The 22,417-nt window shown below is 69.3% G+C and carries 21 protein-coding genes and 1 tRNA gene; 10 read left to right on the plus strand and 12 right to left on the minus strand.

Translation table 11 applies throughout. The features are described 5' to 3' along the window. Nucleotides 1-1,665, minus strand: a complete 1,665-nt coding sequence (gene betA, locus test1122_RS09245; protein ID WP_232271841.1) for a choline dehydrogenase — start codon at nucleotides 1,663-1,665, stop codon at nucleotides 1-3. A gap of 129 nt (nucleotides 1,666-1,794) precedes the next feature. Between betA and test1122_RS09250 the strand changes: the two genes are divergently transcribed. Next, nucleotides 1,795-3,273: an aldehyde dehydrogenase family protein gene (locus test1122_RS09250; RefSeq protein WP_232268678.1), complete on the plus strand. Its 1,479-nt coding sequence runs from the start codon at nucleotides 1,795-1,797 to the stop codon at nucleotides 3,271-3,273. Nucleotides 3,274-3,337: 64 nt separating this feature from the next. On the opposite strand, the gene test1122_RS09255 is transcribed toward test1122_RS09250, so the two are convergent. From test1122_RS09255 to galU, 7 genes are all read right to left on the minus strand, one after another. Further along, nucleotides 3,338-3,410, minus strand: a tRNA-Ala gene (locus tag test1122_RS09255). Nucleotides 3,411-3,485: 75 nt separating this feature from the next. Beyond that, entirely contained in the window at nucleotides 3,486-4,529 is a 1,044-nt protein-coding gene (gene sepX, locus test1122_RS09260; RefSeq protein WP_232268679.1) for a divisome protein SepX/GlpR, read from the minus strand. A gap of 186 nt (nucleotides 4,530-4,715) precedes the next feature. Then, nucleotides 4,716-5,339 (minus strand): GNAT family N-acetyltransferase, encoded by a 624-nt coding sequence (locus test1122_RS09265; protein ID WP_232271842.1) that lies wholly within the window; start codon nucleotides 5,337-5,339, stop codon nucleotides 4,716-4,718. Continuing rightward, nucleotides 5,336-5,830 (minus strand): MogA/MoaB family molybdenum cofactor biosynthesis protein, encoded by a 495-nt coding sequence (locus test1122_RS09270; RefSeq protein WP_232268680.1) that lies wholly within the window; start codon nucleotides 5,828-5,830, stop codon nucleotides 5,336-5,338. The genes test1122_RS09265 and test1122_RS09270 overlap by 4 nt, the downstream gene beginning before the upstream one ends. Before the next feature lie 41 nt (nucleotides 5,831-5,871). Then, a complete protein-coding gene (gene moaC / locus test1122_RS09275; protein ID WP_232271843.1) occupies nucleotides 5,872-6,312 on the minus strand; it encodes a cyclic pyranopterin monophosphate synthase MoaC in 441 nt (146 codons plus the stop codon). 148 nt (nucleotides 6,313-6,460) lie between these two features. Beyond that, nucleotides 6,461-7,774 (minus strand): molybdotransferase-like divisome protein Glp, encoded by a 1,314-nt coding sequence (glp, locus tag test1122_RS09280; protein WP_232268681.1) that lies wholly within the window; start codon nucleotides 7,772-7,774, stop codon nucleotides 6,461-6,463. A gap of 4 nt (nucleotides 7,775-7,778) precedes the next feature. Next, a complete protein-coding gene (galU, locus tag test1122_RS09285) occupies nucleotides 7,779-8,681 on the minus strand; it encodes a UTP--glucose-1-phosphate uridylyltransferase GalU (protein ID WP_232268682.1) in 903 nt (300 codons plus the stop codon). An 89-nt stretch (nucleotides 8,682-8,770) separates the two neighbouring features. Between galU and test1122_RS09290 the strand changes: the two genes are divergently transcribed. Beyond that, nucleotides 8,771-9,418 carry a 5-formyltetrahydrofolate cyclo-ligase gene (locus test1122_RS09290; RefSeq protein ID WP_232268683.1) on the plus strand — a complete coding sequence of 216 codons (648 nt, stop codon included), beginning with the start codon at nucleotides 8,771-8,773 and terminating at the stop codon, nucleotides 9,416-9,418. A 173-nt stretch (nucleotides 9,419-9,591) separates the two neighbouring features. Here test1122_RS09290 and test1122_RS09295 read toward each other — a convergent pair whose 3' ends face one another. Continuing rightward, on the minus strand, nucleotides 9,592-12,294 hold the full coding sequence (locus tag test1122_RS09295) for a penicillin acylase family protein (protein WP_232268684.1): 2,703 nt from the start codon (nucleotides 12,292-12,294) through the stop codon (nucleotides 9,592-9,594). A 239-nt stretch (nucleotides 12,295-12,533) separates the two neighbouring features. On the opposite strand from test1122_RS09295, the gene test1122_RS09300 reads away from it, so the two are divergent. From test1122_RS09300 to mscL, 6 genes are all read left to right on the plus strand, one after another. Further along, complete coding sequence (locus test1122_RS09300; protein ID WP_232271844.1) at nucleotides 12,534-14,060, plus strand: potassium/proton antiporter; 1,527 nt, start codon at nucleotides 12,534-12,536, stop codon at nucleotides 14,058-14,060. 214 nt (nucleotides 14,061-14,274) lie between these two features. Then, nucleotides 14,275-15,519, plus strand: coding sequence for an MFS transporter (locus test1122_RS09305; protein ID WP_422396957.1), 1,245 nt, complete (start codon nucleotides 14,275-14,277; stop codon nucleotides 15,517-15,519). Between the two features lie 66 nt (nucleotides 15,520-15,585). Continuing rightward, nucleotides 15,586-15,912, plus strand: coding sequence for an FmdB family zinc ribbon protein (locus test1122_RS09310; RefSeq protein WP_232268686.1), 327 nt, complete (start codon nucleotides 15,586-15,588; stop codon nucleotides 15,910-15,912). 472 nt (nucleotides 15,913-16,384) lie between these two features. After that, nucleotides 16,385-17,224 (plus strand): S-methyl-5'-thioadenosine phosphorylase, encoded by an 840-nt coding sequence (locus test1122_RS09315; protein WP_232268687.1) that lies wholly within the window; start codon nucleotides 16,385-16,387, stop codon nucleotides 17,222-17,224. Between the two features lie 100 nt (nucleotides 17,225-17,324). After that, nucleotides 17,325-17,858, plus strand: coding sequence for a hypothetical protein (locus test1122_RS09320; RefSeq protein ID WP_232268688.1), 534 nt, complete (start codon nucleotides 17,325-17,327; stop codon nucleotides 17,856-17,858). Between the two features lie 120 nt (nucleotides 17,859-17,978). After that, on the plus strand, nucleotides 17,979-18,485 hold the full coding sequence (gene mscL / locus test1122_RS09325) for a large conductance mechanosensitive channel protein MscL (RefSeq protein WP_277879819.1): 507 nt from the start codon (nucleotides 17,979-17,981) through the stop codon (nucleotides 18,483-18,485). A 27-nt stretch (nucleotides 18,486-18,512) separates the two neighbouring features. On the opposite strand, the gene test1122_RS09330 is transcribed toward mscL, so the two are convergent. Next, nucleotides 18,513-18,701 carry a hypothetical protein gene (locus test1122_RS09330; protein WP_232268689.1) on the minus strand — a complete coding sequence of 63 codons (189 nt, stop codon included), beginning with the start codon at nucleotides 18,699-18,701 and terminating at the stop codon, nucleotides 18,513-18,515. Beyond that, nucleotides 18,698-19,198, minus strand: coding sequence for an AMP-binding protein (locus test1122_RS09335; protein ID WP_232268690.1), 501 nt, complete (start codon nucleotides 19,196-19,198; stop codon nucleotides 18,698-18,700). The genes test1122_RS09330 and test1122_RS09335 overlap by 4 nt, the downstream gene beginning before the upstream one ends. Nucleotides 19,199-19,322: 124 nt before the next feature. Between test1122_RS09335 and test1122_RS09340 the strand changes: the two genes are divergently transcribed. Then, nucleotides 19,323-20,408 carry a P1 family peptidase gene (locus test1122_RS09340; RefSeq protein WP_232268691.1) on the plus strand — a complete coding sequence of 362 codons (1,086 nt, stop codon included), beginning with the start codon at nucleotides 19,323-19,325 and terminating at the stop codon, nucleotides 20,406-20,408. 248 nt (nucleotides 20,409-20,656) lie between these two features. Here test1122_RS09340 and test1122_RS09345 read toward each other — a convergent pair whose 3' ends face one another. After that, entirely contained in the window at nucleotides 20,657-21,667 is a 1,011-nt protein-coding gene (locus test1122_RS09345; RefSeq protein WP_232268692.1) for a sigma-70 family RNA polymerase sigma factor, read from the minus strand. 183 nt (nucleotides 21,668-21,850) lie between these two features. On the opposite strand from test1122_RS09345, the gene test1122_RS09350 reads away from it, so the two are divergent. Then, nucleotides 21,851-22,372: a GNAT family N-acetyltransferase gene (locus test1122_RS09350; RefSeq protein WP_232268693.1), complete on the plus strand. Its 522-nt coding sequence runs from the start codon at nucleotides 21,851-21,853 to the stop codon at nucleotides 22,370-22,372. The last annotated feature ends 45 nt before the right edge of the window (nucleotides 22,373-22,417 follow it).

Consider the following 22,417-nt stretch of genomic DNA (forward strand, 5'->3'; position numbering starts at 1 on the left):
CTAACCCTCCTGCTCCTGGGCGCGGTGCCGGTAGAAGCCGACGGTGGACGGCGGCAATGGGGTGTTGCCGAGGATGAGGTCGGCGGCTTTCTCGGCGAGCATCATCACTGGTGCATAGATGTTGCCGTTGGTGAGGTAGGGCATCGCGGAGGCGTCGACCACCCGCAGCCCGTCGACACCGTGCACCCGCATGGAGGTTGGGTCCACCACGGACATCTCGTCGATGCCCATGCGCGCGGTGCAGGACGGGTGGTAGGCGGTCTCGGCGTCGCGAGCAACCCAGTCCAGGATTTCCTCGTCCGTGTTGACCTCAGGGCCGGGGGAGAGTTCGCCCGCGTCGTAGTCGGCGAAGGCGGGCTGTTTCAGGATTTCCCGCGCGACATGAATCGCCTCCACCCACTCTTTCCGGTCGTTGGGCGTGGAGAGGTAGTTGAACCGCAGCGCCGGATACACCTTGGGATCCGGGGACTTGATTTTCACCGACCCGCGCACATCGGAGTACATCGGTCCAATGTGCACCTGATAGCCGTGCTCGGCGCCCACCGGGGTGCCGTCGTAGCGCACCGCGATCGGCAGGAAGTGAAACATCAGATTCGGGTAGTCCACCACATCATTGCTGCGCGCGAACCCACCCGCCTCGAAATGGTTGGTGGCTGCGGGCCCGGTACGGAACAGGATCCACTGCAGACCGATTCTGGGCCGGTGACTCCACTTGATAGCCGGGTTGTACGTCACCGGCTGCTTGCACGCGTGCTGTACGTAGACCTCCAGGTGATCCTGCAGGTTCTCACCGACACCGGGCAACGCGTGCACCATCTCGATGCCCAGCGGCGTGAGCTCGTCGGGGTTGCCGACCCCGGACAATTGCAGCAGTTGCGGTGTGTTGATGGCGCCGCCGCAGAGAATCACCTCGCCGCCGTAGGCCCGTCGGCGTTGCCGGCCCCACCGGCGGTAGGCCACACCTACCGCCCGCTTGCCTTCGAACAGCACCCGGTCCACCTGGGAGAAACACCGCACCGTCAGGTTCGGCCGCTTCTTTACCGGGTGCAGATAGGCGCGGGCGGCCGACCACCGCCGCCCCCGCTTGATGTTGCGGTCGAAGGCGGCGAACCCTTCCTGCCGGTAGCCGTTGACATCGGAGGTCAGCGGGTGGCCGGCCTGCTGCGCCGCCTCCAGGAACACGGAGAACAGCGGGTTGGCCGCCGGCCCGCGTTCCAGCCACAGCGGACCGCCCTGGCCGCGCCACTCGTCGACCCCGGCCACGCAGTGTTCCATCCGCTTGAAATACGGCAGGCAGTGCGCGTAGTCCCAGCTTTCCATGCCCGGGTCGGATGCCCAGCGCTCCAGGTCCAGCGGATTACCGCGCTGAAAAATCATCCCATTGATGGAGCTCGACCCGCCGAGCAGCTTGCCGCGGCCCTGGCTGACTCGCCTGCCGTCCATGAAAGGCTCCGGTTCGGAGACGTAGCACCAGTCGTAAAACCGGTTACCGATGACCATCGTCAGCGCGGCCGGCATGTGCGTGAGAATGTCCCAGATCCAGTCCGGCCGGCCCGCCTCCAGCACCAGGACTCTATTGCCCGGGTCCGCGCTCAGCCGATTAGCCAGCGCACAGCCCGCCGAGCCACCACCGACAATGATGTAGTCGTACTCCGCCTGGCCCATGCCGCTCCTCGGATTCATTGCACTGCACAGTGTTACGGGACTAACATAGAGAGTGACGATTCCGAACGTGCAACCCAGCGTGCAACAGAGTGCAACGGTGTAGCTGCATTTGGTTCAACCGGGAAAGGAATGCTTACGTCCAGTCTGTTTATCGGCGGAAAGTGGGTGGCCGCATCGGGCGGCGCCACGCGCGATGTCCTCAACCCCTACGACCAGTCCGTGGTCCAAACGGTGGATGAGGGCGGCGAAACGGACGCGCGGGCGGCCGTGGCCGCGGCGAGGGCCGCGTTCGACAGCGGCGTATGGCCCTCTTGGACCCCGCGGCAGCGTTCCGAGCTGCTGCACCGGGTGGCCGAGTACCTGCAGCGGGACCGGGCGGAGATCGCCCGGCTGGAAACGCTGGACACCGGCAAGACGCTCGTCGAGGGCGGTATCGACGTCGACGACGTGACCGCGGTGTTCCGCTACTACGCGGGCCAGGCCGAGACCGACTCCGGACGGGTGGTGGACGCGGGCGACCCGAGCATCCGCAGCCGTGTCGTCTACGAGCCGGTCGGCGTGTGCGCATTGATCACCCCCTGGAACTACCCGCTGCTGCAGGCGTCATGGAAGGTGGCGCCCGCGCTGGCCGCGGGTAACACCATGGTGATCAAGCCCAGCGAGATCACCCCCCTGAGCACCATCAAGATGGTGGAGCTGATCGAGGAGGCCGGTGCGCCCGCCGGAGTGGTCAACCTCGTACTCGGTGCGGGCGCGACGGCCGGTGCGCCGCTGGTGGAAAGCCCCCAGGTTGACCTGGTGTCCTTCACCGGCGGCCTGGAGACCGGTCAGATGATCATGCGCTCGGCGGCCGGGACCGTGAAGAACGTCGCCCTTGAGCTCGGCGGCAAGAACCCCAACATCGTCTTCGCCGACGCCGATTTTGAGGCCGCGATCGACTACGCGTTGATGGCCGTCTTCTTCCATGCCGGGCAGGTGTGCTCGGCAGGCACCCGGCTCATCGTGGAAGACACGTTGCACGACGCTTTCGTCGCCGAACTGGTTGACCGGGCCGAGCGAATCCGGCTCGGCAATGGCCTGGACGAGGACACCGAGAGCGGCCCGCTCGTGTCCGCCGGTCACCGGGACAAGGTCGAGTCCTATGTGGAGCTCGGCATCCGGGAGGGCGCGAAGCTGATCGCGGGCGGCAAGCGCCCCGATGAGCCCGGACTGCGCGACGGCTTCTTCTACCGGCCGACGGTGTTCGACGACTGCACGCCGGACATGCGCATCGTGCAGGAGGAGACCTTCGGGCCCATCCTGACCGTGGAGCGCTTCACCGACGAGGACCGCGCCATCGAACTCGGCAACCACACCGACTACGGGCTCGCCGGTGCCGTATGGACCGCGGACGCCGCCCGGGCCGAGCGGGTGGCGCGGCGGTTGCGGCACGGCACGGTGTGGATCAACGACTTCGGCCCGTACCTGCCGCAGGCGGAATGGGGCGGCTTCAAACGCTCCGGCATCGGCAGGGAGCTCGGCCACGAAGGGCTCGCCGAGTACCGCCAGGCCAAGCACATCTACGAGAACACCGCTCCCGTGCCCCAGCGCTGGTTCGCACGACGCTGAGCATACGAAGATCCCGCCCGATCGATATGATCGGGCGGGATCTCACCGTCTGTGTCTGTCTGTGTGGACCTGAGGGGATTCGAACCCCTGACCCCCTCGTTGCGAACGAGGTGCGCTACCAACTGCGCCACAGGCCCTTGGAACGAGAGAAACTGTAGCACTCTGGCTGGCGTGCGCGGAAATCCATTCCGGTGCTGGTCACAGACCGGAAGTCACTCGTTCGCGGCACGTGGGCGGTCCTGGTCCGCGTACTGGTCGAAGAGGGGGGTGCGCCCGCGGTGGCGGGTTTTGCGGGGTGGGGTACGGGGTGTGGGGGCGGGGGTGGGGGTGGGGTCCGCGGTGGTGGAGCGGGCTGAGCTCCAGGCGTCGGAGGCGTCGAGGTCGACGCCGGGGGCGGTGCGCGGGGCGACCGGGGCGTTGACATAGGTGGGCAGCGGGACGGGGACCGGCTCCCAGCCGTCCGCCTCCCGCTGGGCGCGCTCACGCTCACGCTGCTGGTCGATCCACTCGGCGTGGTCCGTCTGCTCGACCAGTGCCCGCCGGTCGTCGCTGGGCGTGGCGGGCGGGGGCGCCGGTTCCTCGGCGCGTACGACCGGATCCGGCTCGGCGATACCCGCTGCGGGGCGCTGGCGGCGGTCGTGGAGCTGCCGCGCGGCGGCCTCCGCGCGGCGCTTGTCGAGCCGCACCGCGAAGCGCCGGCGCTCCTGGGCCCGCAGATGCACGATGTACGCGCTCAGCAGTACGGCCGGGATCGCCGGGACCCACAGAAAGCCCAGACCTCCGACGGCGGCGATGACCGCGCCGAGGGTGAAGGCGAGGAAGAGCACCATCGTGGTGCGGCGGCGCCGGGCGAGCACCTTGGCCCGCTTACCGCGGTCGCCACGGTCGTCGGCTGCCGGCTCCGGGCGGTGGTGCAGCTCGGTCGGCGCCTCGGAGACGGTCACCGGATCCGGGGCCGGGTGCACGGCGCTCGCGGGGTCGGCGAAGGCCCGGACGTCGGGCGCGTCGGGCGCGCCGCCCGGGTCACCGATATCGTCACCGTCCGTAGCCAACACGGGGGAGTTCTCCCGCGCCGCCCGTTCCCTGGCGTGGCGCCGCTCCATCGCTGCCCGGCCGGACAGCAGTCGGATGGCGGTGCTGAAGCGTTCCGTCGGACGAGAGTCATTCAACTCATCCTGGCGACGGAGCCACATCGGCACCAAGTAGGCGGCCCAGGCCCCGACGATGACTGCGTAGATGAGGCCGCTGCTGCTCACGTCACACACGGTAGAGGGGATTCGGCAAGAGCATCCGCCAATTGGCGCGGTGTGTCGCACGATCTGGCTGATATCTCGAACATTTTTTGTGATTACGAAGATCGCTGACCGCGAATGTGCTCAATTGATGTGCATCGTATGTGCGTTGGGGTATGTTCGCCGGGCGTCCAATATCGAACACTTATTTTATTTCTGCCGTGTTCCCGGCCGCACCTGATGCCAGCGGGTGAGCAGGCCTTCCGGGACTTCCTCAGCGGTCAGCGCATAGACCAGATGGTCCCGCCAAGCACCATCAATATGCAGATAGCGCGGCCGGACGCCCTCCTCCCGGAAACCCAGTTTCTCCACGACCCGGCGGCTCGGCCCGTTCTCCGGCCGGATACACACCTCGATACGGTGCAGCCCGACCGCACGGAAGCAGTGGTCGACGGCGAGGGCGACGGCCGTCGGGGTCACGCCACGGCCCGCGACCGCCTGGTCGATCCAGTACCCGACATGGCCCGAGCACATGGAGCCCCAGGTGATTCCGGCGACGGTCAACTGCCCGACCAGCCGCCCCTGGTAGGTGATGACGAAGGGCAGCATCCGGCCCGCGTGCGCCTCGGCGCGCAGATGGCGCACCATCTGCCGGTACGTGGGGCGCTGCGGCGGGAAGTGGCCCGGCGGGGTCGGCGGGATGGTGGCCTCCCAGGGGCGCAGCCAGTCCCGGTTGCGTTGGTTGACCTCACGCCAGGCACGGTGGTCACGCAGCCTTATGGGGCGGAGGGCCGTATCGCCGTCCGCCAGCTCAACCGGCCATGCGGCGTTCAGTTGGCATCCCCTCTGGGGTGATCGCCGCCGTGCAGCTGGTCGACGGCGTGCGGGAGGAGCCCGGCGAGGACGGCCAAGCCGTCCTTGACGCCCCCCGAGGAGCCAGGAAGGTTCACCACAAGGGTACGTTCGGCGACGCCCGCCAGGCCACGGGAGAGTGCGGCGGTGGGAACCTTGGCGCGGCCCACGGCACGGATCGCCTCGGGGATGCCGGGGATCTCGTAGTCCAGGACCCGCCGCGTCATCTCCGGGGTGAGGTCCATCGGCGTAAGCCCGGTTCCGCCGGTGGTGACCACGGCGTCATAGCCCGCGGCGACCGCCTCGCGCAGGACCGCTTCGACTGGATCGCCGTCGGGCACCACGGTCGGGCCGTCGACCGTAAAGCCCATCGCGGTCAGGCCCTCGACGAGCAGCGGGCCGCCCTTGTCGGCGTAGACACCGGCGGAGGCGCGGTTGGAGACCGTAACGGCCAGGGCTTTCGGGGGATTCACTGGGTTCGGGGGGTTCGGGGGGTTCGGTGGGTTCGGGGGGTTCACTTGCGGGTCCAGTCGCCGGACTTGCCACCCGTCTTCTCCTCGACCCGGAGATCCGAAATGACGGCGCCCTTGTCGACGGCCTTGACCATGTCGATGATCGTCAGGGCTGCGACGGAGACGGCCGTAAGGGCCTCCATCTCGACACCCGTACGGTCTGTCGTCTTCACCGTGGCGGCGATCTCCACCGCGTCATCGGTGACGGCGAGATCGACCTGCACCCCGGAGACCGCCAGCGGATGGCAGAGCGGGATGAGCTCCGGGGTCTTCTTGGCGCCCATGATTCCGGCGATACGGGCCGTGGCGAGGGCGTCTCCCTTGGGCAGGGTCTCTTCGGGGGATTCGCCACGCAGCAGCTCGACGACGCGCGGGGAGACCAGCACCCGCCCGGTCGCCCGAGCGGTACGCGCGGTGACATCTTTGCCCGAGACGTCGACCATCCGGGCGGCCCCGGCATCGTCGAGGTGCGTGAGGTGCTGGCTGTTCACTGATTCTTCCTCATCTTGCGTGTTACGCGTCCGGTGCCCGGTCCGGCTGGGATCGCGGCATGGGCAGACACCGTACCGGGCGGTTCCGGCGGATGAGCGCTCAGCCAAGCGGAATGACGTCCAGCTCCGTTCCCGGAGCGATGGCCGTTATCCCCTCCGGAATGACGATCAGGGCGTCGGCGTGTGCGAGGGCCGCGATGAGGTGAGAGCTGGCGCCGCCGACCGGCTGGACCGTGCCCACGGTCTCATCGCCGTGCGCGGGCGGGACGTAATTGCCCCGCAGGAACTGCCGCTTCCCGGCCGGAGAGGTGAGCGGCTTGTCGGCCGTGATCCGGGCGCGGGCGCGCGGCCGGTGGATCGGCTCGCAGCCCATCAGGGTGCGGATGACGGGGCGTACGAAGAGCTCGAAGGAGACATACGAGCTCACCGGGTTCCCCGGGAGGGCGAGCAGCGGGGTGCGGTCGGCGCCGATCAGGCCGAAGCCCTGCGGCTTGCCGGGCTGCATGGCCAGCTTGCGGAAGTCGACGCCGCCGGCTGCTTCATCGAGTCCGGAGAGCGCCTCCTTGACCACGTCGTACGCGCCCACACTCACTCCGCCGCTGGTGACGATGGCGTCGGCGCGGATGAGCTGGTCCTCGACGGTACTCCGCAGGGTGTCCGCGTCGTCCGCGACAGCGCTGACCCGGTAGGCGATGGCGCCCGCGTCGCGGGCGGCGGCGGTGAGCATATAGCTGTTGGAGTCGTGGATCTGGCCGGGGCGCAGCTCCTCCCCCGGCGGCACGAGCTCGCTGCCGGTCGACAGCACGACCACCCGGGGGCGTGGCCGGACGGTGACCGTGCCCCGGCCGATGGCGGCGAGCAGCCCGATCTGCGGCGGCCCCAGGACCGTACCGGCGGTGAGGGCGACCGAACCGGCCTGCACATCGCTGCCCCGGGCCCGTACATGCTGGCGGGGCCGGGCGGCGCGGTGCACCCGGACCTCGCCGGTGGCCGCGGCCGGGTCCGCGCTGTGCGCGGTCATCGCGGTGGCGGGGCCGCCGCCGGTGCCGCCGTCGGTCCACTCCACCGGGACGATGGCCTCGGCGCCGGGCGGCAGCGGGGCGCCGGTCATGATGCGGGCGGCCTGGCCGGGGGCGACGGACGGCAGCTCGGCGCTGCCCGCCGCCACATCCCCGATGACGGTGAGCACCGCCGGGAACTCCTCACTGGCGCCCTCGACATCGGCCGTACGGACCGCGTAGCCGTCCATGGAGCTGTTGTCGAAGGGCGGCAGGGAGGCGGGCACCAGGACATCCTCGACCAGGACGCAGCCCTGTGCCTCCTGGAGCGGGAGCTCGATGGGCTCCAGCGGGCGGACCGCCCGGAGGATGTCCTCCAGATGCTCGTCGACCGACCAGGTCTCGCTCTCGCTCAAAGCGTCACATCTCCTCGCTGACATAACGGCGCAGCCAGGCCCGGAACTCCGGACCCAGATCCTCACGCTCGCATGCCAGTCTGACAATGGCGCGCAGGTAATCGCCACGGTCCCCGGTGTCATAGCGGCGGCCACGGAAGACAACGCCGTGCACCGGGCCGCCGAGGGCAGGGTCGGCGGCGAGGGTCTGGAGGGCGTCGGTGAGCTGGATCTCGCCGCCGCGCCCGGGCTCGGTCTTGCTCAGCACATCGAAGACGGCGGGGTCGAGGACGTAACGCCCGATGATGGCCAGGTTGCTCGGCGCTTCGGCCGGGTCGGGCTTCTCGACCAGGTCGGAGACCTTGACGACATCGTCGTCGCCGGTGGGGGCGGCGGCCGCGCAGCCGTAGAGGTGGATGCTGGCCGGGTCGACCTCCAGCAGGGCGATGACGCTGCCGCCGTACTGCTCCTGGACCTCGGTCATCCGAGTGAGGAGGGGGTCGCGGGGGTCGATCAGGTCGTCGCCGAGGAGAACGGCGAAGGGCTGGTCACCGACGTGCGGGGCGGCGCACAGGACGGCGTGGCCCAGGCCCTTGGGGTCGCCCTGTCGGACGTAGTGCATGGTCGCGAGGTCGCTGGACTCCTGGACCCTGCTGAGCTTGGTGGCGTCGCCCTTGGTACGGAGCACCTCTTCCAGCTCATGGTTGCGGTCGAAGTGGTCCTCCAGCGGCCGCTTGTTACGGCCGGTGACCATGAGGACATCGTTGAGGCCCGCGGTGACGGCCTCCTCGACGACGTACTGGATCGCGGGCTTGTCAACGACCGGCAGCATTTCCTTGGGGGTGGCCTTGGTGGCGGGGAGGAAGCGGGTGCCGAGGCCCGCGGCTGGGATGACAGCTTTGCTGATCCGAGTACGTGATGTAGTCATGGTCCGCACGATAACCGCTGACATTATGCGGAAGGTAAGCGTCCGGTGCGTCTGTTGCGGTATGCGGACATAGAGACGGGCGGGGGAGGATGCACAGAGAAGGGGGCGCACGCACTGTGGATACCGAAGCTAGGGATACGGAAGCCAGGGATACGGAAGCTAGCAAGCGCGCGTTGCGGCGGGACCTCCTGGAGTTGAGGTCCCGGTTGCCGGAAGGTGACACGAGGGAGACGGCCGCGGTGCTCGCCCAGCGCGCGCTGGAGCTTCCGGAGCTGGCGGAGGCGGGCACGGTGGCGGCGTATGTCTCGATCGGCAGTGAACCGGGCACCCGCGTCCTCCTGGACGCGCTGCGCGCGCGGGGGGTGCGGGTGCTGCTGCCGGTGCTGCTGCCCGACAATGATCTGGACTGGGGCACGTACGAGGGCCCGGAGCGCCTGGTGGCCGCCCGGCGGGGCCTGCTGGAGCCGAGCGGCCCCCGCCTTGGCCCGGACGCGGTGACGTCGGCGGACGCGGTCCTGCTGCCCGGGCTCGCGGTGGATGCGCGCGGTGTGCGGCTGGGGCGGGGCGGTGGGTCCTACGACCGGGTGCTGGCCCGGTTGGAGGCGGCGGGGGCGGCGCCGGTGCGGGTTGTGCTGCTGTACGAGAACGAACTGCTCGCGGAGGTGCCCGGGGAGGCCCATGACCAGCCGGTTCACGTTGCGGTGACGCCTGCGGGGGTCACCCGCTTTCCGCGCTGAGCCGCGGCCGCGGTAGCGCGGCGAGGGGTTCCCCGTATCCCGCCCCTTCCCGGAAACCGGGGCTTTGCCCCGGGCCCCGGGGTTGGGCCGGTGCGGGCCGGTGGCCGGGTGTTGTGCCCACCCACAGCCCCTCGCGGGGCTGCGAGTGCCCACAACAGGGGTGGCGCGGCTGGTTATGGGGTCAGGGCCATCGTGTCGTTGGTTGACTTGTCGACGGCATCGCGGGAGTACGCCCAGGGCAGCAGCTCGCCCTTGGACCACTGGTCGGTCTGGTCGGTGTAGTTCTCGTGGTACGCGTGCCCCGACGCACCGGTGAGGTTTATCCAGCGGGACTTGTCGAGGTCGTCCAGGTTGACCACCATCCGCATGGACGGCACCCAGGTGACCGCGTAGCCACCGGCCGCGTTCCAGCCGGAGGCGTCGACGGCGTCCTTACCGCCGCCGAGCTCCCATGGGCCACGGTTGAGCATGCGCTGCACCAGGCTCGGGCCATTCGTGCCCAGGGTCGAGTTCCTGAGCATCAGCCGGTGCATACGGCCCCAGCTCCAGGTGTCGATGTTCTTGCCGAGCTTGGTGGTCAGCTCCTCACGGGCGCCCTTCATGGCGCGGGCGAGCAGCTCATCGCGGTTTTCGGCCTTGGGGTTGTGCAGGTTGCCGCGGGCTTGCCACCACGTGCTGTCCGGGTCCTTGAGGAGCCCGCGCACCACCTCGAACCAGCGGTCGCCGCCGTCCGGCTGGGCGGACTCAGGGCTGCGCTCGCCGCACTCGCGGACCGTACGGGCGGTGCCGTCGATGTCCTCCAGCGGGCCGGAGTCATCGGCGGGGCGGACCCGCAGGCACTTGCCGTTGAGCCGCAGCTCCTTGGGGAGCTTGTTGCCGAAGGCGAGCATGAGCGTGTTGCGCCAGACGCCGTTGAAGTAGGCGGCGGCGGCCGAGTCGGCGTCCTGGGAGTAGTCCCAGCCCTCCAGCAGCTGCTGCGCCTCGCGGACGTACTCGTCCTTGATATCGATCTTCAGCAGATACGGCACCAGCAGCTTGGCGATCTCGCTGCTGTTGTCCATCTGCATGGACTGCATATCGTCCATGGAGATCTTCCCGCCATCCTTGATCTTCGACTGGATGAGGTCGTTGATCCGCTGGCTGCGGGCTCCGTAACTCCAGTCCTCGGTCAGCAGATGCGGGTAGGTCCGCTGGTCTATGACGGCCTGGTTGGCGGTGACGATATAGCCCCGCTCGGGGTTGAGCTCATAGGGCAGCTCGGACTGCGGGACATAGCGGGCCCACCCGTACTTCGAGTCCCAGCCGGGCGCCGGATAGCGGCCGTCGCCCTTGCCCCGTATCGGGATCTGGCCCGGGGCCTGATAGCCGATATTGCCCTTGGTGTCGGCATAGATCAGGTTCTGCGAGGGAACGGCGAAGTCGCGTGCTGCCGCCTGGAATTCCTTGAAGTCCTTGGCCCGGTTGAGCTTGAAGACCGCGTCCATGGTGGTGGAGGGGTCGAGTGCGGTCCAGCGCAGCGACACCGCGTAGCCCTTGCCCCGGTCGGGGGCGACCCCCTGGACGGGGGCGCTGTCGCCGACCTTACCGAGCTCGATATGGCGGTCGGAGACGATGGGGCCGTTCTTGGTGGAGCGGACGGTGATCTTACGGTCCGTACCGCCGGCGACCTTGATGGTCTCCTTGCGGGTCTCATACGGACGGTACTCGCCGTCGTAGAGGTACTCCTCGTCCTTGATCTTCTCCAGGTAGAGATCGGTGACATCGGCGCCGAGATTGGTCATGCCCCAGGAGATGTCCTGGTTGTGGCCGATGATGACGCCCGGCATTCCGGCGAAGGTGAAGCCGGAGACATCAAAGGGGCACGCCTTGGTGACCTGGGTGCAGTGCAGGCCCGTCTGATACCAGACGGAGGGCAGCCGCGGCGCCAGATGCGGGTCGTTGGCGAGCATCGGCTTGCCGCTGGTGGTGTGCTCGCCGGAGATCACCCAGGAGTTGGAGCCGATGCCGCTGCCGTTGCGGCCGAGCAGTGCGGGGATCTTGTCGAGGGTCCTGGAGAGCGCGGACAGCTGAGTCCGCGCCCCTTCCGGGGTCTGCTGGCCCGCACGGCTGGCCTGCCGGGCCGGGGTGCCGTCCGGGTCGAAGGCGCCCGCCGCCGGGTCGACCGCGCCACGGTCGACGACGGGAGTGTTCCGTTCGTACGGATAGCCGGGATACAGCTCCTCGATCTGATCGTCGGTCAGCCGACTGGACATCAGCGCCCGGTCGACCTCGTCCCGGAGGTTGCCGCGCAGGTCCCAGGCCATGGCCTTCAGCCAGGAGAGGGAGTCGACCGGGGTCCAGGGCTGCGGCTTGTAGTCGTTGACGAAGCCGAGGGCCGCGTACTCCAGGGAGATGCCGGAGCCGCCGCGCTCCTTGAGATAGGCGTTCACACCAGCGGAGTACGACCTGAGGTGTTCCTTGGTCTGCTTGGAGAGCTTGGTGTCGTACTCCTGCTGCGCGACATCACGCCAGCCGAGCGTGCGCAGGAACGCGTCGGTCTCGACCTGGTCCTCACCGAACATCTCGGACAGCCGCCCGGCGGTCGTATGACGCCGTACGTCCATCTCCCAGAAGCGGTCCTGGGCCTGGACGTAGCCCTGCGCCATGAAGAGATCTTCGGCGCTGCTGGCGTAGATCTGCGGGACACCGTTGCCGTCGCGCTTGACGTTCACCGTGCCGGACAGGCCCTTGAGCTTGACCGAACCAGTGGTCTGCGGGAAGGACTCGCGGACGGTGCTGATCGTCCACAACGTACCGCCGCCTACGCCCGCCACGAGCAGCAGCACGACTGTGATCACGATCAAGCGGGCGCGTCGGGACCGTTTCTTGGCGGGCATCGCTGTCCTTTGAGGGGCAGGGTGGGACCTGGAAGTGCTGGAGCAACTGTAGGCGGAGCCACTGACGGCCCATACAGGGAGTCACCGGTCACCGGGGGCGATGCTTCAAGCGATGTTAAATTGTTAGGCAAGGCAACGAATGTTTTGCGCCATTCTCAGCCACTTGCGCTGTCTGTCAGACGCTGAGAACAGCTGGATGCTGAGAACAGAAAGTTGAGAACAAGAAAGAGGAACGGCCCCTGACTGTCGACCGTCTCAATGAACTCCTGCTCGTCGCTGCCGTGGTGCTCCTCATCGCGGTCACGGCGGTCCGCCTCTCCTCCCGTATCGGCCTGCCCAGCCTGCTGGTCTACCTGGGCATCGGCATCGCCATGGGGCAGGACGGCCTCGGCGTGCGCTTCGATGACGCCGAACTCACTCAGGTGTTCGGCTATGCCGCGCTCGTGGTGATTCTGGCCGAAGGTGGTCTGGGCACCAGGTGGCGGGAGATCCGGCCGACGGTCCCGGCGGCGGCGGTACTGGCGACAGCGGGGGTCACGGTCAGCGTGCTGGTCACCGCGGCCGCGGCCCACTATCTGGTGGGGCTCGGCTGGCAGCTCGCGCTGATTCTGGGCGCGGTGGTCTCCTCGACGGACGCCGCGGCGGTGTTCTCCGTACTGCGCAAGATGCCCCTGCCCAAGCGGCTGACCGGAGTGCTGGAGGCGGAGTCCGGTTTTAACGACGCGCCGGTGGTGATCCTGGTCGTCGCCCTCTCGGCGCTCGATCACGAACCGACGTACTGGTACATCCTGCTCGGCAAGATAGCGCTGCAGCTCGCCATCGGGCTGGCGGTCGGTCTGGGCATCGGCAAGCTCGGTGAGTTGGGGCTGCGGCATGTGGCCCTGCCCGCGTCCGGTCTGTATCCGATCGCGGTCATGGCGCTGTGCGTTCTGGCGTACGCCGGCGGCGCGCTCGCTCAGGGCAGTGGCTTCCTCGCGGTGTACGTCTCGGCGCTCGTCCTGGGCAACGCCAAGCTGCCGCACCGGCCCGCCGTACGGGGTTTCGCCGACGGGGTCGCCTGGATCGCCCAGATCGGACTCTTCGTCCTGCTCGGCCTGCTGGTCACTCCAAGTGAGCTGGGAGCGGACTTCTGGCCAGCGATCGTGATCGGTCTGGCGCTGACTCTGGTGGCCCGGCCGCTGTCGGTGGTGCTGTGTCTGCTGCCCTTCCGGCAGCCCTGGCGGGATCAGGCGCTGCTCTCCTGGGCGGGGCTGCGCGGCGCGGTCCCCATCGTGCTGGCCACCATCCCCATGGTGGCCGAGATCGGCCACAGTGACCGGATCTTCAATATCGTTTTTGTGCTCGTCGTTGTCCTTACGATGCTCCAGGGGCCGACTCTGCCCTGGGTGGCGCGGAAGCTACGGCTGGGCGAGGGCGAAGGCCCGACCGATGTCGATATCGAGTCGGCGCCCCTGGAGCGGCTGCGCGGACATCTGCTGTCGGTCTCCATCCCGGCGGCCTCGAAGATGCACGGCGTGGAGATCAACGAGCTGCGGCTGCCGCCAGGAGCGGCGGTGACCCTGGTCGTACGGCAGGGGAAGAGCTTTGTGCCGCAGCCGTCGACGGTGCTGATGCGCGGTGATGAGCTGCTGGTAGTGGCCACCGATCCGGTGCGGGACGCGACGGAGCGCCGGCTGCTGGCGGTCGGCCGGGGTGGCAAGCTGGCGGACTGGCTGGGCAATCGGGGTGATACGGGTAGTACGGGCATCCAGCGGGGAGACCGCTAGAGACCGTTAGCGGATCCTTTACGCCACCTTGGATTGCCAGGCAATACTGACCCGCTACACTGCAAGGGAAAGTTTTTCTCCATATCTGCCTGATGCAGAGCTGGCGCGTAGAGCGCGAGGGACAGCTCTCGGTGCATACCCGGCCGCCGGCCGTCGCACTACCAGGCAGCAGAAAGGCCAGGCCGTGGCTCCGAAGCCCGGCTACCGTCAGTTGTTGCGCACCCCTGGTGCATGGTCATTCCTGCTCCCAGGCTTTCTGGCCCGGCAGCCCTTCGCGATGCTGACCATCGGCATCGTGCTGCTCGTCCAGCACACCACCGGCTCTTTCGGCACCGCGGGGGCGGTCTCCGCCGCGACCGGTGTCGCCATGGCGCTGTGCGCCCCCCAGGCGGGCAAGCTCGCCGACCGCTTCGGCCAGCGGGCCGTGCTGCTGCCCGGTGCGCTGGTGCACGCTGCGTCCGTCTCAGTGCTCATCACCCTGGCCCTCTCCGGTGCGCCGCTGTGGGCCATGCTGTTGATGGCCCTACCCACCGGTGCCTCGGTGCCGCAGGTCGGCCCGATGGTGCGGGCGCGCTGGGCGCACCAGCTCAGCGGCGGTCGGCTGATGCCGACCGCGGCGGCCTTTGAGTCGGTGACGGATGAGTTCACCTTTGTCGTCGGCCCCGTGCTGGCCACCGCGCTGTGCACCGGCGTCCACCCGGCCGCCGGGCTGATCGCGGAGGCCACGCTGACCGTCATCGGCGGACTGCTGTTCGCCGCCCAGACCCGCACCGCGCCGCCCGCGCACCGTACGGGCCGTATGGCGGGCGGGCGACGCGCCTCGGCCCTGTCGGTGCCGGGCGTACGGGTGCTGATCGTCGCCTTCCTCGGCATTGGCGCGGTCTTCGGCGGGATGCAGGTCTCGCTGACCGCCTTCACCCAGTCCATCGGGCAGCCGGGTGCCAATGGGCTGCTCTACGGGGTCTTCGCGGGCGGCAACATGCTGGCGGGCGTGGCCTGCGGCGTCATCGCCTGGCGGTCGGCCCCCGAGAAGCGGCTGCCCGTCGCCTACGGGGCGCTGGCGCTGGCCACCGTACCGCTGTGGTTCGCGGCCTCGGTGGCCTCGGTACCGCTGGTCGGCGCGGTCGGGCTGCTGACCGGCCTGGCCATCGCCCCGGCCCTGATCACCGGGTTCACGCTGGTGGAGCGGCTGGTACCGGCGGGGGCGCGTACGGAGGCCTTCACCTGGCTGACCGGCGCGGTCGCGCTCGGCCAGGCCGGGGCGGCGACCACGGCCGGGCAGCTGGCTGACGACTTCGGCGCGAGCGCCGGATTCGCCGTACCGCTGGCCGGTACGGCACTGGCCCTGGCGACCGTGGCAGCACTGCGCGGCTGGCTGACGCCGAGGGCCGAGCGGCAGCCCGAGGGCAGGGTCGTGGCACGTGGCGAGGGTCACCGTGTGCCGGTTGCGGTGGACTAAGCCGATGGAATACTGCACCATGGAGCGTCGTTAGCACTCCACAGGGAAGAGTGCCAGGAGGAGCAAGTGCCGACCTATCAGTACCAGTGCACCGAGTGCGGCGAGGGCCTCGAGGCGGTGCAGAAGTTCACCGACGACGCCCTCACCGAGTGCCCGAGCTGCGAAGGGCGCCTGAAGAAGGTGTTCTCGGCGGTCGGCATTGTCTTCAAGGGCTCCGGCTTCTACCGGAACGACAGCCGTGGCTCGTCGTCCAGCAGCAGCCCGGCTGGCTCGAAGTCCGACTCGAAGTCCGAGAAGAAGGCTGAGGGCGGCGAGAAGAGCGAGAAGAAGAGTGACAGCTCGTCCTCGTCCTCCTCCTCTTCCACCGCTGCGGCAAGCACCCCCGCGGCCTGACCCAGGCTCTTACGGACCCCGCCCCCGGCAACGGGCAGCGGGGTCCGACGCATGCGGCCCGGCGGCCCGGGGCCGCTGTACCACTGTGCGGCTCCGCCGCGCGCCGGCTTCGCCCGGCTGCGGGTCGCCGTGGGTGGGTTTCCCGGTGTCCCTCCCCTTCCCGGCTGTGCCGATATGCGGCTCCGCTGCGTGGCGGGGCTCCGCCCGGCGCCGGGGGTGGTGCCGTGGTGTGCTTCCCCAGTCCCGCCCCTTCCCGGAAACCGGGGCTTCGCCCCGGGGCCCCGGGGTTGGACGGTGCGGAACGGTGGCCGGTGTTGTGCCCACCCGTTCCGCCCAGCGGAACGACTGCCCACAACACCGGGGGTCTGGGGGCGGCAGCCCCCAGGTTCGGGAAGGGGCGGGTCAGGGGAATCCCCTCCGCCGACAGCGGCGCCCAGCCAGCGACGCAGCAGGGACCCGTAGAGTGTCGCGCATGACTGAATGGGGTGCGCGGGCGGAGATCGGTGTCATCGGCGGGTCGGGGTTCTACTCCTTTCTGGACGACGTGACCGAAGTCTCGGTGGAAACCCCCTATGGGCAGCCCAGCGACTCCCTCTTCCTCGGCGAACTGGCCGGACGGCGGGTGGCCTTCCTGCCCCGGCACGGGCGTAAGCACCATCTGCCGCCGCACCGGATCAACTACCGGGCCAATCTGTGGGCACTGCGCTCGATCGGCGTACGGCAGGTCCTGGGCCCCTGCGCGGTGGGCGGCCTACGGGAGAAGTACGGGCCGGGCACGCTGCTGGTGCCGGATCAGCTCGTCGACCGCACCAAGACGCGGGTGCAGACCTACTACGACGGGGAGCCCCGGCCGGACGGTCAGCAGCCGAACGTGGTGCATCTGACCTTCGCCGATCCCTACTGCGAGGCGGGCCGGGAAGCCTCGCTGGCGGCGGCGCGCGGGTGCGGCTGGGAGCCGGTGGACGGCGGCACGATGGTCGTCATCGAGGGCCCGCGCTTCTCGACCCGCGCGGAGTCCAGCTGGCATGCCGCACAGGGCTGGTCGGTGGTGGGTATGACCGGTCATCCGGAGGCGGTACTCGCCCGTGAGCTGGGGCTCTGCTACAGCTCGCTGGCGCTCGTGACCGATCTGGACGCGGGGGCCGAGGCAGGCGACGGCGTCTCGCATGAGGAGGTCATGCGGGTCTTCCGGGAGAACCTCGGGCGGCTGCGCGAGGTCCTTTTCGACGCGGTGGGCGGGCTGCCTACGGAGCGGCTCTGCTCGTGTGCGGGCGCACTGGCCGGACTGGATCTGGGGATCGAGCTGCCGTAGCGCTGTCCACAACTCGTGAGTAGTCCACAGCGCTCAGCGGGATTCGGCGCGGTCGGGCACGGTGGTGGCGTTCCTTCCCGATCTCGAGGCGGTGACGGCCATGGCCCCTACCCCTTCCTCCGCTCCTCCCCCGCCCTCTCCTCCCCCGCCGTCCGTCGTACCGGAGTTTGAACCGCTGCGGACGGGCGGCTGGCGGCGGCACCGGCTGTGCGCGGCGATGCGCCGCAGACGGCGTGCGGTGGCGATCTCGCTGGCGGTGGCCGCCACGGCGATGGTGGTCTCGGCGCCACGTGCGGAGCCGCAGCCACCGGAGCGCACGTCCCGGGAGACCGCCGCTGGGCCCGCCGCCGAGTTGGTCGCGGCGCCGGTGCGGATCGCGGATCCTGCGACGGTGCGGCTGCTCAAGCCGGGCGACCGGGTGGATGTGCTGGCGAGCGCACCGGACGGCTCCGCTGCGGACCGCGCCCGCATTGTCGCCCGCTGCGCCCGGGTGGCCAAGGTGCCGGAGTCCGGCGGCACCGGGGGGTCGGCGGGGGAAGGCGCGCTGGTGGTACTGCCGGTGCCACGGCCGACCGCGGCCCAGCTCGCGGGTGCGGCGGCACACTCCCGGCTGACGGTGGCGCAGTGCGGTTGACGTACCGACCGACCGTACGGAGTCACCGACTGGACATTCGCGGCAGGGCTCGGGCAGCGTGCCTGTGGCCGGATTTATTCAGCGTGTTCAGCGTGTTCAGCTGTGAGGAAAGGCAGTCTGTTGAGCGAGGAAAAGCAGGGCGCCCTGGCGGGGTTCAAGGAATTCCTGATGCGGGGCAATGTGGTCGAACTGGCCGTCGCCGTCGTCATCGGGGCTGCCTTCACCAAGATCGTGAACTCGGTCGTGGAGGGCGTCATCAACCCCGTGGTCGGCGCGGTCGGCCCCAAGGACCTGGAGGAGTACCAGTTCTGTCTCAAGGCCCCATGCGCGGAGAACGCGGCGGGCGAGATGGAGGGCATCACCATCCAGTGGGGCTCGGTGCTCAGCGCCTCGCTCACCTTTCTGATCACCGCAGCGGTCGTCTACTTCTGCATGATCAGGCCCATGAACAAGTACAAGGCACGGCTGGACGCCAGGAAGCCGGTCGACGACACTCCCGCCGCGAAGACCGAGCTGGAGCTGCTTGCCGAGATCCGGGACGCGCTGGTCACCCAGCGAACCGAGATGGAGACGAGCAATGGAGCGGCGGTTGGCGCCCAGCGCGGACCGTCCTCCGAGCCCCGCTAGCTGCACCCGGCGGTAGCGCTACAGCGCTTACAGGTGGTGCGGTGGCTTCTCGTCCAGAAAGCGGGCCAGATCCGCCGCGCCGCCGCTGCCGCCCCCGGCGGTGGGCCGCTCGCCCCAGCCGTCGTCCGTGTCATCCGGCGAGCGCTGGCTCAGCGGATCGCTGAAGTCCAGCGCGGCCGCGGGGTCGCGGGGCTCAGAAGCAGCGGGGGTGGTCATGCGTCCAGAGTAAGCGCCTCATGCCACCAGTGGTCGCGGCCGGGGGTCCAGGGCACCGGGCGGGCCATCCGGTGGACGACCAGTACGGACCGTACCGCTGGGCAGTCCGCCAGGGCCCGGTCAAGGATCCGCTTCGCCGGATAGTAACGGTCACCGTAGAAGCAGCCGTCCGCGGTGATCACCACCCCGGCACCGGACTCCTGTATCCGGTCACGCAGCAGGTACGCGGGGTCCCCGATGGGCAGGGTGAAGCGCCGGGCTCCCAGGCGGCCGCAGGCCATGGTGGTCACCACGGACTCCGGGGTCATGGGCAGCAGCGCGGCCACCCGCTCCCCGCCATGGACGCCCAGCCGCGTCAGCGCGGCCGCCGCCCGGCGTGCCTGGTCGACCAGCCGAGTATGGATGAACTCCGCAGCCGGTACCGGAGGCTGTGCCGAGGCTGGCCCCTGCGGTGCGGTCTGGGGTATGCGGGAGATGTGGTGTTGATTGGCCGACATGTGCCACAGCCTCGCGCCGGACGATGAACGTCTGATCAACATTCGCTGTACGCGGCAACGGGCAGCAGCGGGCGGCAACTGGCGACAGCGGGCGCCACGCCCTGGCGAGTGATACGCATGGTCCGTGACTGACACGGAGACGACAACTCAGGACGCGCTGACGGATGTTCCGGGCCTGCGGGTGGGGCACGCCCAGCGGACCGAAGACGGCTGGCTGACCGGGACGACGGTGGTGCTGGCTCCGGAGGGCGGTGCGGTGACCGCGGTGGATGTACGTGGCGGCGGTCCCGGCACCCGGGAGACGGACGCGCTTGACCCGCGCAATCTGGTGCAGCGGATCGACGCCGTCGTCCTCACCGGCGGCAGCGCCTACGGCCTGGACGCCGCCTCCGGGGTGATGGCCTGGCTGGAGGAGCGCGGCCGGGGCGTGCGGGCGGGACCGGATCCGGCGCAGGTGGTGCCGGTGGTCCCGGCGGCCTGCGTCTTCGATCTGGGCCGGGGCGGCGACTGGGCGGCCCGCCCGGATGCCGCGCTGGGCCGCGAGGCAGCCGAAGCCGCCGAAGCCGCCGAAGCCGCCGAAGCCGCCGAAGCCGCCGGGAATGTGCCCGGCACTGTCGCCCAGGGCAATGTCGGCGCCGGTACGGGGGCGGTGGCCGGTGGTCTCAAGGGTGGCGTGGGCACCGCCAGTACGGTGCTGCCCTCGGGGGCCACCGTGGCCGCGCTCGCGGTGGTCAACGCGGTGGGCTCGGTACTCGACCCGGCGACCGGTGTGCTCTACGGGGAACTCTTCAGCGGCCGCCGTCCCGCCATCCCGTCAGAAGCCCAGCACACCGAAGCCCAGCGGAGGTTGGCGGAGGCCGTCAAGGCATCCGGCCCGCCCCCGCTCAACACCACCATCGCCGTTGTCGCCACCGACGCCCAACTGTCCAAGGCCCAGGCACAGAAGCTGGCGGGCACCGCTCACGACGGCTTGGCCCGCGCGGTACGGCCCGTACATCTCCTGCACGACGGGGATACGGTCTTCGCCCTGGCCACCGGCGAACGCCCGTTGCCCGCATCGGAGTCGGGGCAGCTGCAGGAGCTCAACAGCCTGCTGGCCGCGGGCGCCGACATCCTGACCCGGGCCGTGGTCAAGGCACTGCTCGCCGCCGAGACCGTGACCGGCCCAGGCGGGGTGTTCCCCTCCTACCGCGACCTCTACGGCCGCTAGGGCTCAACCCCGGGCGTTCACGCCCAAGAGGAATCCCATCCCTGAGCCCCGGACCGCGCAGCCCCGGCGAGATACCGGACAGGCGGTTGAAGCCGGGCACAGCCAGACGCACGGTCGGGCACGGGGACCCGCACAGGCCCAGGCGCGACCCGCTCCAGAGGCATCTGGGAGCAAAGAGCCCCCGGCGGTCGGGGGTCCACCGGGGGCTCGTCTATGGGGCGGCGGGTTACGCCGGGTTACGTCGGGGGTTACGCCGCGGCGTCAAAGCCAGTGTCGCGCGCCATCTTCTTCAGCTCCAGCAGCGCGTGCTTCTCGATCTGCCGGATCCGCTCCCGGGTCAGACCGTGCTGCTTGCCGACCTCGGTCAGCGTGCGCTCACGGCCGTCCTCGATCCCGTAGCGCGCCTTGATGATCGACGCGGTGCGGTGGTCGAGCCGTGCGATCAGGCTCTCCAGCTCTTCGCTGCGCAGCAGCGTCAGCACCGACTGCTCCGGGGACACCGCGGAGGTGTCCTCCAGCAGATCCCCGAACTGCGTCTCGCCCTCGTCATCCACATGCATGTTCAGGCTGACCGGGTCCCGTGCCCAGTCGAGCACATCGATGACGCGCTCGGGCGAGGAGCCCAGCTCAAAGGCGACCTCTTCCGGCTCCGGCTCCCGGCCGTGCTCACGGTTGAACTCCCGCTGCACCCGCCGGATCCGGCCGAGCTCCTCCACCAGATGGACGGGGAGCCGGATGGTCCGGGACTGGTCGGCGATGGACCGGGTGATGGCCTGACGGATCCACCAGGTCGCATACGTGGAGAACTTGAAACCCTTGGCGTAGTCGAACTTCTCCACCGCGCGCACCAGACCGGCGTTGCCCTCCTGGACCAGGTCCAGCAGCGGCAGCCCACTGCGCGGGTAACGGCGGGCGACGGCGACAACCAGCCGCAGGTTTGAACGGATAAAAATGTCCTTGGCGCGCTCGCCCTCGACGACTATCGCCTTGAGCTCCTCACGGCTCGCGGTCGCGCTCGGCGCCTCCGCGGACGGGGGTTCTTCCAGCCCGTCGAGGACCCGCCGGGCGTAGACCCCGGCCTCGATGGCCAGCGACAGCTCGACTTCCTTGGCCGCGTCCAGCAGTGGCGTGCGAGCGATCTCGTCGAGGTACATGCCGACCAGATCGCGGTCAGCGACTTCGCTGCTTGCGCGCACACTGCTTGCCGTGTCGGCACCATTGGTGGCGGCCTGACGACGGGCGACGGCACGGGTTGCCATGCGTGCTCCCTTGCGAGTGATCAATAACTGGTCGGTAACGGACCAGGAACCCTTCTCTCTTCTGCCCTCCGGGTCCCCGCTCACGAAGAAAACAACGACGAGAATCCGGACAGAATTCCCAACTTGCCCATCGTTTTCCCGATCATGCAGTACCCTGTGCCGCCACCGAAAAAGGGGCGGCCAATGACAGAGCGCAGGGAAGTCCAGGTCAGACCGGGCACCGAGGACGATCTCGAGGCCCTGACCGGCATCTACAATCACTACATCACTGAGACGCCGGTCACATTCGATACCGAGACTTTCACCCCGGAAGAGCGACGTCCTTGGCTGCTCTCCTACAGTGAAGACGGCCCCCACCGTCTCTTGGTTGCGCAGGAGACACCCTCCCGCCGGATTCTGGGCTACGCGACCAGCGGCCCGTTACACCCCAGGCCCGGCTACGCCACGTCCGTCCTGGTCAGCGCCTATCTCGCCCCGGACGCGGTCGGCCGGGGCCTGGGCACGCTGCTCTACAAGCACCTCTTCGAGGCCCTGGACGGCCAGGACCTGCACCGCGCCTACGCGGGGATCGCCCTGCCCAACGAAGCGTCGGCCCGCCTGCACGCCCGCTTCGGCTTCCGGCCCGTCGGTACGTACCGGGAGGTGGGCCGGAAGTTCGGCCGCTACTGGGACGTGGACTGGTACGAGAAGCCGCTGGGCAACTGACCGTGCGCGTACGTCGCAGGGCCCCGCTTACGCCGTGCGTGCGTA

It is taken from the genome of Streptomyces gobiensis, assembly GCF_021216675.1.
In the GTDB taxonomy this organism is placed as follows: Bacteria; Actinomycetota; Actinomycetes; order Streptomycetales; family Streptomycetaceae; genus Streptomyces; species Streptomyces gobiensis.

Excerpts from the sequence above, each read along its gene's own strand:
- galU (WP_232268682.1), bottom strand. The coding sequence starts at position 8,681 with ATGACTACATCACGTACTCGGATCAGCAAAGCTGTCATCCCAGCCGCG.
- test1122_RS09320 (WP_232268688.1), top strand. The coding sequence starts at position 17,325 with ATGGCCCCTACCCCTTCCTCCGCTCCTCCCCCGCCCTCTCCTCCCCCG.
- betA (WP_232271841.1), bottom strand. The coding sequence starts at position 1,665 with ATGGGCCAGGCGGAGTACGACTACATCATTGTCGGTGGTGGCTCGGCG.
- test1122_RS09315 (WP_232268687.1), top strand. The coding sequence starts at position 16,385 with ATGACTGAATGGGGTGCGCGGGCGGAGATCGGTGTCATCGGCGGGTCG.
- test1122_RS09290 (WP_232268683.1), top strand. The coding sequence starts at position 8,771 with ATGCACAGAGAAGGGGGCGCACGCACTGTGGATACCGAAGCTAGGGAT.
- test1122_RS09295 (WP_232268684.1), bottom strand. The coding sequence starts at position 12,294 with ATGCCCGCCAAGAAACGGTCCCGACGCGCCCGCTTGATCGTGATCACA.
- moaC (WP_232271843.1), bottom strand. The coding sequence starts at position 6,312 with ATGGTCGACGTCTCGGGCAAAGATGTCACCGCGCGTACCGCTCGGGCG.
- test1122_RS09335 (WP_232268690.1), bottom strand. The coding sequence starts at position 19,198 with ATGTCGGCCAATCAACACCACATCTCCCGCATACCCCAGACCGCACCG.
- test1122_RS09330 (WP_232268689.1), bottom strand. The coding sequence starts at position 18,701 with ATGACCACCCCCGCTGCTTCTGAGCCCCGCGACCCCGCGGCCGCGCTG.
- test1122_RS09250 (WP_232268678.1), top strand. The coding sequence starts at position 1,795 with ATGCTTACGTCCAGTCTGTTTATCGGCGGAAAGTGGGTGGCCGCATCG.
- test1122_RS09345 (WP_232268692.1), bottom strand. The coding sequence starts at position 21,667 with ATGGCAACCCGTGCCGTCGCCCGTCGTCAGGCCGCCACCAATGGTGCC.
- test1122_RS09350 (WP_232268693.1), top strand. The coding sequence starts at position 21,851 with ATGACAGAGCGCAGGGAAGTCCAGGTCAGACCGGGCACCGAGGACGAT.